This window comes from Phytobacter sp. V91, from assembly GCF_965644225.1.
Taxonomy (GTDB): domain Bacteria; phylum Pseudomonadota; class Gammaproteobacteria; order Enterobacterales; family Enterobacteriaceae; genus CBFFRJ01.
Genome location: NZ_CBFFRJ010000200.1, coordinates 1 through 5,714, shown reverse-complemented (window position 1 = coordinate 5,714; position 5,714 = coordinate 1). Strand labels below are relative to the sequence as shown.

Here is a 5,714-nt window from a genome sequence, read left to right as displayed (position 1 = left end):
GGGCGGCTCATGGTTTGTCGGCGCCTTTGAGGCGCTCACCCTAAAGCCTCCGGCTCTGCCGGAGGATACTTACTCCGGCCACGTCCGGCACCGTTGCCTTTCAGGGACGCGCGCTGGCTGAACTCAAAGCGGCGGAGCTGATTGCGCTGCGTCGCGAGCATATTGGCATGGTCTTTCAGTCCTTCGCCCTGTTTGAAGAGCGCAGCGTGCTGGACAACGTGGCCTTCGGGCTGGAAGTGGCTGGCGTCCCCCGTGAGGCCCGTCATTCCCGCGCCCTGTTGATGCTGGAAAAAGTGGGTCTGGCCCAAGTCGCGACGCACTTTCCGCATCAATTATCCGGCGGCATGCAACAGCGCGTGGGCCTGGCCAGGGCGCTGGTGGTCAACCCGTCGGTGCTGCTGATGGACGAAGCCTTTTCCGCCCTCGATCCTATTATTCGCCGGAAGATGCAAACCCTCTTGCTGACGCTACAGGCGGAGCAGCAGCGCACCATTGTCTTTGTTACTCATGATATGGAGGAAGCCCTGCGTCTGGGCACCCGGATTGCGATTATGGAAAAAGGTCAGCTTGTGCAGGTGGGCAAACCAGAGGCATTGATTAACGCGCCCGCCACCCCCTATGTACGTCACTTCTTCTCCGGCGTGGACGTTTCGCGCTGGCAAATGGCGGAAAACTACGCCGATATCTGGACAACCCGCTGAGGACACTATGGCTTATCCACTCGATTTTAGTCGCCAGATTGACGAGGCCGTACATAGCCTGCTGACCCATGCCGGCGGCTTTTTTGATGGTTTCGCGCTGATCATTGACAGCATTGCCGGTGGGCTGGAACAGCTCATAAGCGGGTTGTCGCCCTGGGGCCTGGTGGTGCTGGCAGTGGTTATTGGCGGCTGGCGGATCGGCAAAGGCTTTGCCCTGTTTGCCCTGCTGGCGACCCTGTACATTATTTACAGTGGCTACAGCGAACATGCGGCCATTACGCTGGCATTAACCTTGTCATCCACCTTTTTCAGCCTGCTGGTGGGGATCCCGCTCGGCATCTGGAGCGCACGGCAGGCAACCGTGGGCAGCGTGGTGCGCACCCTGCTCGATTTTATGCAAACCATGCCCGCCTTTGTCTATTTGATTCCGGCCACCATTCTGTTTGGCCTCGGCAGACCGCCGGGAATTTTCGCCACCATCCTGTTTTCTATGCCGCCGGTGGTAAGACTGACCGATTTAGGGATCCGCCAGGTCAACGCCGCACGCCTTGAAGCGGGTATCGCCTTTGGCTGTACGCCGTGGCAACTGCTATGGAAAGTACAGCTACCGGCGGCGCAACCGTCGATTATGGCGGGGGTAAACCAGACCATCATGATGGCAATGTCGATGGTGATTATCGCCTCCATGGTCGGCGCAGGGGGGCTGGGGAATGATATTTTGAGCAGTATCCAGCAGCTTGAAATTGGCCTCGGGCTGCAAAGCGGTCTGTTGGTGGTGCTGATGGCAATCCTGCTGGACAGGATTTCGGCAAGCTTTGCCCGCAGGCCGTCAGCTACGCGTTAAGCAAGAAGCGCTCGCAGGAAGCGAGCGCACTCCAAAACCATCAGGCAACGGGGATCAGCGTTGCATTCCCCAGCGGCGAATGGTCACACGTTCAAGGGTGGCGAAGACCACCGCTTCCACCAGCAGGCCAATGGCGATCACCGTTACCAGCCCGGCAAATACCCGGTCGGTGAACAGCTCATTGCGATTCTGGAAGATATACCACCCCAGACCACCTTCCCCGCTCGATGCGCCAAACACCAGCTCGGCGGCAATAAGCGTGCGCCAGGCAAAAGCCCAACCGATCTTTAATCCGGCGAGGATCGACGGCAGTGATGCCGGGATCAAAATGGTCATCACATAACGTGGACCACTCAGTCCATAGTTGCGCCCGGTCATACGCAATGTTTCCGGCACGCTGCTAAAACCGGACCAGGTGTTAAGGGCAATCGGCCACATCACCGAATGCACCAGCACAAACACCAGGCTTACGTTACCCAGACCAAACCACAACAGCGCCAGCGGCAGCAGGGCAATCGCAGGCAGTGGGTTGAACATCGCCGTCAGGGTGCTGAGCAAATCACGGCCAAACTGGGTGGTGACCGCCAGGGCACTGGCGCCCAGCGCCAGCACGCTGCCAATAAGATAGCCTTTGAACAGAGTGCTGAAGGAGTTAACGATTTTCTCCGGCAGTTCGCCGTTGGCCATATCTTCCCTGAGCGCATGCAGCGTCTGCAGGACGCCGGGCAGCATCAGGTCATTTTGCGCCACCCGTGCCGCCAGCTCCCATAACGCCAGCACCAGCAGCAAAATCAGTGATTTACGCAACCAGGCCTGGTTCCACAAGCGCTGGCCGAGCGGCAGCGGGGTTTCAACGGACAGGTCACGCAACGGGGGAAGTTCGCGTTCAAATTCAGGACGAATGTAAGGTGGCTGCGACATAAGCTCGCTCCTCTTTCTGTTCGGGACGCGGTTCTGTCGCCGCCGTCGGGAATAACAGATCATGAATATGTCGGGCGGCATGCTGGAAAGCTTCGCCGCCATAATCGGCAAGCGTGAACTGGTGGCAGTTAAGCTCCGCCCTCACCCTTCCTGGATGGGGTGAAAGCACCAGAATACGGCTTCCCACCACCAGCGCTTCTTCAATGGAGTGGGTAACAAACAGCAGCGTGAACTGCGCCTCCTCCCACAGTGCCAGCAGCTCTTCCTGCATGCTGCGACGGGTGAGGGCATCCAGTGCGGCAAAGGGTTCGTCCATCAGCAGAATGCGGGGTTTCATTGCCAGCGCGCGGGCAATCGCCACCCGCTGCTTCATGCCGCCGGACAACATATGGGGCATCACATCGGCAAATTCCGCCAGCCCCACCTTATTGAGGAAATGCAGCGCGATGTCACGGGCCTCAGCTCTCAAAGCCTTACGGCTTGCCAGCAGCGGAAACATGACGTTCTCCAGCACTGTTTTCCACGGCGGCAGCTGATCGAACTCCTGAAACACCATCATCCGCTCCGGCCCTGGAGCCCGAATGGCCTGTCCCTCCAGCAACATGTCGCCAGCACGCGGGGTGAGAAAACCGCCTGCCGCCTTCAGCAGGCTGGATTTTCCACACCCCGATGGGCCCAGCAGAATAAAGCGGTCCCCGGGCCAGACATCAAAGCTGACATCATGGGTGGCCCGAACCTGGCGCTCGCGGGTCTGGTATTCGATGTCGACGTTTCTGACCTGCAACAGCGGGCTGTCATGGGTTGTCGGTGCCATCTGGCTCTCCTGTATTGGGGCTTAACTGCCTGGGTTTTCCCATGCTTCGTTAAAGAAATAGTCTTTCCAGGAGGCGGCTTTGTTTTTCAACACCCCCAGCTCCTGGAGTTTTTCGGCATATACGCCGGTTCGTTCAGGCGAGATGGTGAAGCTGATTTCCGGGTCATTAACGATTTTCTGCACCAGCGATAGCGGCAGGCGGGATTTTTCTACCCGAATATAGGTTTCGGCAGCGGCATTTTTATCGGCATTAATAATTTTTGCCGCTTCAGCCAGCGCCCGATAAAAAGCCTTATAGGTCTTTGGATTTTCATCATGGAATTTTTGCGTGGTGTACAACACATTAAATGTCGCCTGACCGCCTAATACATCGTAGGAGCTCAGGACTTTATGTACATTGCTGTGTTCGAGAGCCTGATACTGAAATGGCGGGCTGGAAAAATGGGTCGTAATTTCAGAGCCACCGGCAATTAATGCGGCGCTGGCATCCGGGTGCGGCAGGCTGACGCTGATTTTATCGAAGCGCTTAAAATCGCTGTCGCCATATAATTTGGCGGTTTCAATTTGCAATGTGCGTGACTGGAAACCGACCCCGGCGGCAGGTACCGCAATACGATCTTTGTCGCTGAGATCTTTAATGCTTTTCACTGCCGGGTTATTGCTGAGCAAATAATTCGGCATCGAGCCCAAAGAGGCAATAGCCTTCACGTTCTGCTTATCTTTGGTACGATCCCAGAGGGTCAGTAATGGCGGGACTCCAGCGGATGCCACATCCAGTGCGCCAGAGAGCAGCGCTTCATTCATGCCGGTGGCGCCGGAAATAGTGCGCCATTCGACTTCAATATCCAGCCCCTCTTTCTTGCCTTCTTTCTCTATAAGCTGCTGGTCCCGAACCACATCAAGAATCAAATAGCCAATTCCAAATTGTTGCGCAATACTGATTTTCCCTTCCGCCAGTGCCGATGCGCTTATGCCGCTGAGTGCAACCGCAAGCAGGGTACTGGCAACCATTTTCATTTTATTCATCGATTAATCCCAAAGTGTAAAGTCAATATGGTCAAAATGATTGGCCGGAGGGCGCAATAAAAGGAAATGATTTAATTGACTATGCTTTGCCGAAAAATAAATATGTGCGGGATTTTATTCAATTAAAGACAGCTAAGTTAAAAACTGGCAAAGCTAAGTTAATTTTGTGCGTTTTGAAAAAAAAGCATCCTCGCTATAGTCGCGATATAAAGCCTCGTTATCAGTGAGATTAATTATGCCCGTATTAAGTCATCAGCAATTACAATCCTTGCTGGAGCAGCATCTGGTGCGCGTCAATACTCCGCAAAATAGCGCGCGTCTGGTCGCCGCAAATCTGGTTGATGCTTCCCTTAAAGGCCATGACTCTCATGGCGTGACCCTGCTGCCCCGTTATATCAGCGCCATTCTGGCCGGCGATTTAAATCCACTCGCTAAGCTTCGCGTGGTGCGTGATGCCGGTCCGTTGCTGGCGTTTAACGGCCAGCATGGCTTTGGTCAGGTACTGGGCAAAGAGATGATGGAAGCCGGGATTGAGCGCGCCCTTCAGTTTGGCGTGGCGGTGGTGAGCCTTGCCGATTCTCACCATCTTGGGCGTATTGGCGCCTGGGCGGAACAGGTTGCCGATGCCGGGCTGGTATCGATTCATTTTGCCAATGTGGCGGCCCCTTCAGCGGTACTGCCTTTTGATGGCCGCCACCCTCGCCTTGGCACCAATCCCTTCTGCGTGGGGGTGCCGGTTACCGGACGCCGCCCGGTGATCCTGGACTTCGCCACCAGCTCGATTGCCGGGAACAAAGCCCGCATCGCCTTCAACGAAGGCCGGGCAATACCGGAAGGATGTGCCGTCGATGCCGAAGGCAATCCGACCACCGATCCGCGCTGGTTAATGCAGGATCCACGTGGCGCGCTGCTGGCGTTCGGCCGCCATAAAGGCGCCGGGCTGTCGCTTATTTGCAGCCTGCTGGGCGCGGCGCTAAGCGGCGGCGAGACGGAAAGTCACCAAATCGCGCCGCGGCCTGGCATTATTAATAATATGCTGTCGATTATCTTCGACCCGGCCCGGCTGGGAGCGGGTGAGAATTATGCCCAGGAAGTGCTCGCGCAACTGGACTGGATGCACCACGGTCAGGAAGGTCGTGACGTAATGTTACCCGGCGAACCGGAAGCCAGAGCTTATGCCCAGCGGCTGGAGAACGGTATCTATGTGGATGAGGTGAGCTGGCAGCAATTTGAAGCGCTGGCGCAATAGTGTTCCCCTCGTCCAGGCCTCTCCCCAAAGGCTGAGGGATCGCCAGAAAAAAATGCCCGCACGGACAGTCCCCTCGCCCCTGTGATCTGAACCCCATAACCTGGAACAGGTTCAGGTCAGAGAGCGCGACTGAGTCCGATAATTTACCGGACTCAGTCC

General features: G+C 56.3%; 6 protein-coding genes. 3 read left to right on the top strand and 3 right to left on the bottom strand.

Features of this window, described 5'->3' with window-relative positions:
- The first annotated feature begins 65 nt into the window (after positions 1 to 65).
- Both ACSZO4_RS24300 and ACSZO4_RS24295 read left to right on the top strand, forming a co-directional pair.
- Positions 66 to 701, top strand: coding sequence for an ATP-binding cassette domain-containing protein (locus ACSZO4_RS24300; protein ID WP_437891654.1), 636 nt, complete (start codon positions 66 to 68; stop codon positions 699 to 701).
- A 7-nt stretch (positions 702 to 708) separates the two neighbouring features.
- Positions 709 to 1,545, top strand: a complete 837-nt coding sequence (locus ACSZO4_RS24295; RefSeq protein WP_437891652.1) for an ABC transporter permease — start codon at positions 709 to 711, stop codon at positions 1,543 to 1,545.
- Positions 1,546 to 1,599: 54 nt separating this feature from the next.
- Here the strand turns inward: ACSZO4_RS24295 and ACSZO4_RS24290 are convergent, their stop codons facing one another.
- The 3 genes from ACSZO4_RS24290 to ACSZO4_RS24280 are packed head-to-tail and all read right to left on the bottom strand — an operon-like array spanning position 1,600 to position 4,291.
- Complete coding sequence (locus ACSZO4_RS24290; RefSeq protein WP_437891651.1) at positions 1,600 to 2,466, bottom strand: ABC transporter permease; 867 nt, start codon at positions 2,464 to 2,466, stop codon at positions 1,600 to 1,602.
- Positions 2,438 to 3,280, bottom strand: a complete 843-nt coding sequence (locus ACSZO4_RS24285) for an ABC transporter ATP-binding protein (protein WP_437891650.1) — start codon at positions 3,278 to 3,280, stop codon at positions 2,438 to 2,440. Before ACSZO4_RS24285 ends, ACSZO4_RS24290 begins: the two co-directional genes overlap by 29 nt.
- A 21-nt stretch (positions 3,281 to 3,301) precedes the next feature.
- Entirely contained in the window at positions 3,302 to 4,291 is a 990-nt protein-coding gene (locus ACSZO4_RS24280) for an ABC transporter substrate-binding protein (RefSeq protein ID WP_437891653.1), read from the bottom strand.
- 250 nt (positions 4,292 to 4,541) lie between these two features.
- On the opposite strand from ACSZO4_RS24280, the gene ACSZO4_RS24275 reads away from it, so the two are divergent.
- On the top strand, positions 4,542 to 5,555 hold the full coding sequence (locus ACSZO4_RS24275) for a malate/lactate/ureidoglycolate dehydrogenase (protein ID WP_437891649.1): 1,014 nt from the start codon (positions 4,542 to 4,544) through the stop codon (positions 5,553 to 5,555).
- The last annotated feature ends 159 nt before the right edge of the window (positions 5,556 to 5,714 follow it).

Excerpts from the sequence above, each read along its gene's own strand:
- ACSZO4_RS24295 (WP_437891652.1), top strand. The coding sequence starts at position 709 with ATGGCTTATCCACTCGATTTTAGTCGCCAGATTGACGAGGCCGTACAT.
- ACSZO4_RS24290 (WP_437891651.1), bottom strand. The coding sequence starts at position 2,466 with ATGTCGCAGCCACCTTACATTCGTCCTGAATTTGAACGCGAACTTCCC.
- ACSZO4_RS24285 (WP_437891650.1), bottom strand. The coding sequence starts at position 3,280 with ATGGCACCGACAACCCATGACAGCCCGCTGTTGCAGGTCAGAAACGTC.
- ACSZO4_RS24280 (WP_437891653.1), bottom strand. The coding sequence starts at position 4,291 with ATGGTTGCCAGTACCCTGCTTGCGGTTGCACTCAGCGGCATAAGCGCA.
- ACSZO4_RS24275 (WP_437891649.1), top strand. The coding sequence starts at position 4,542 with ATGCCCGTATTAAGTCATCAGCAATTACAATCCTTGCTGGAGCAGCAT.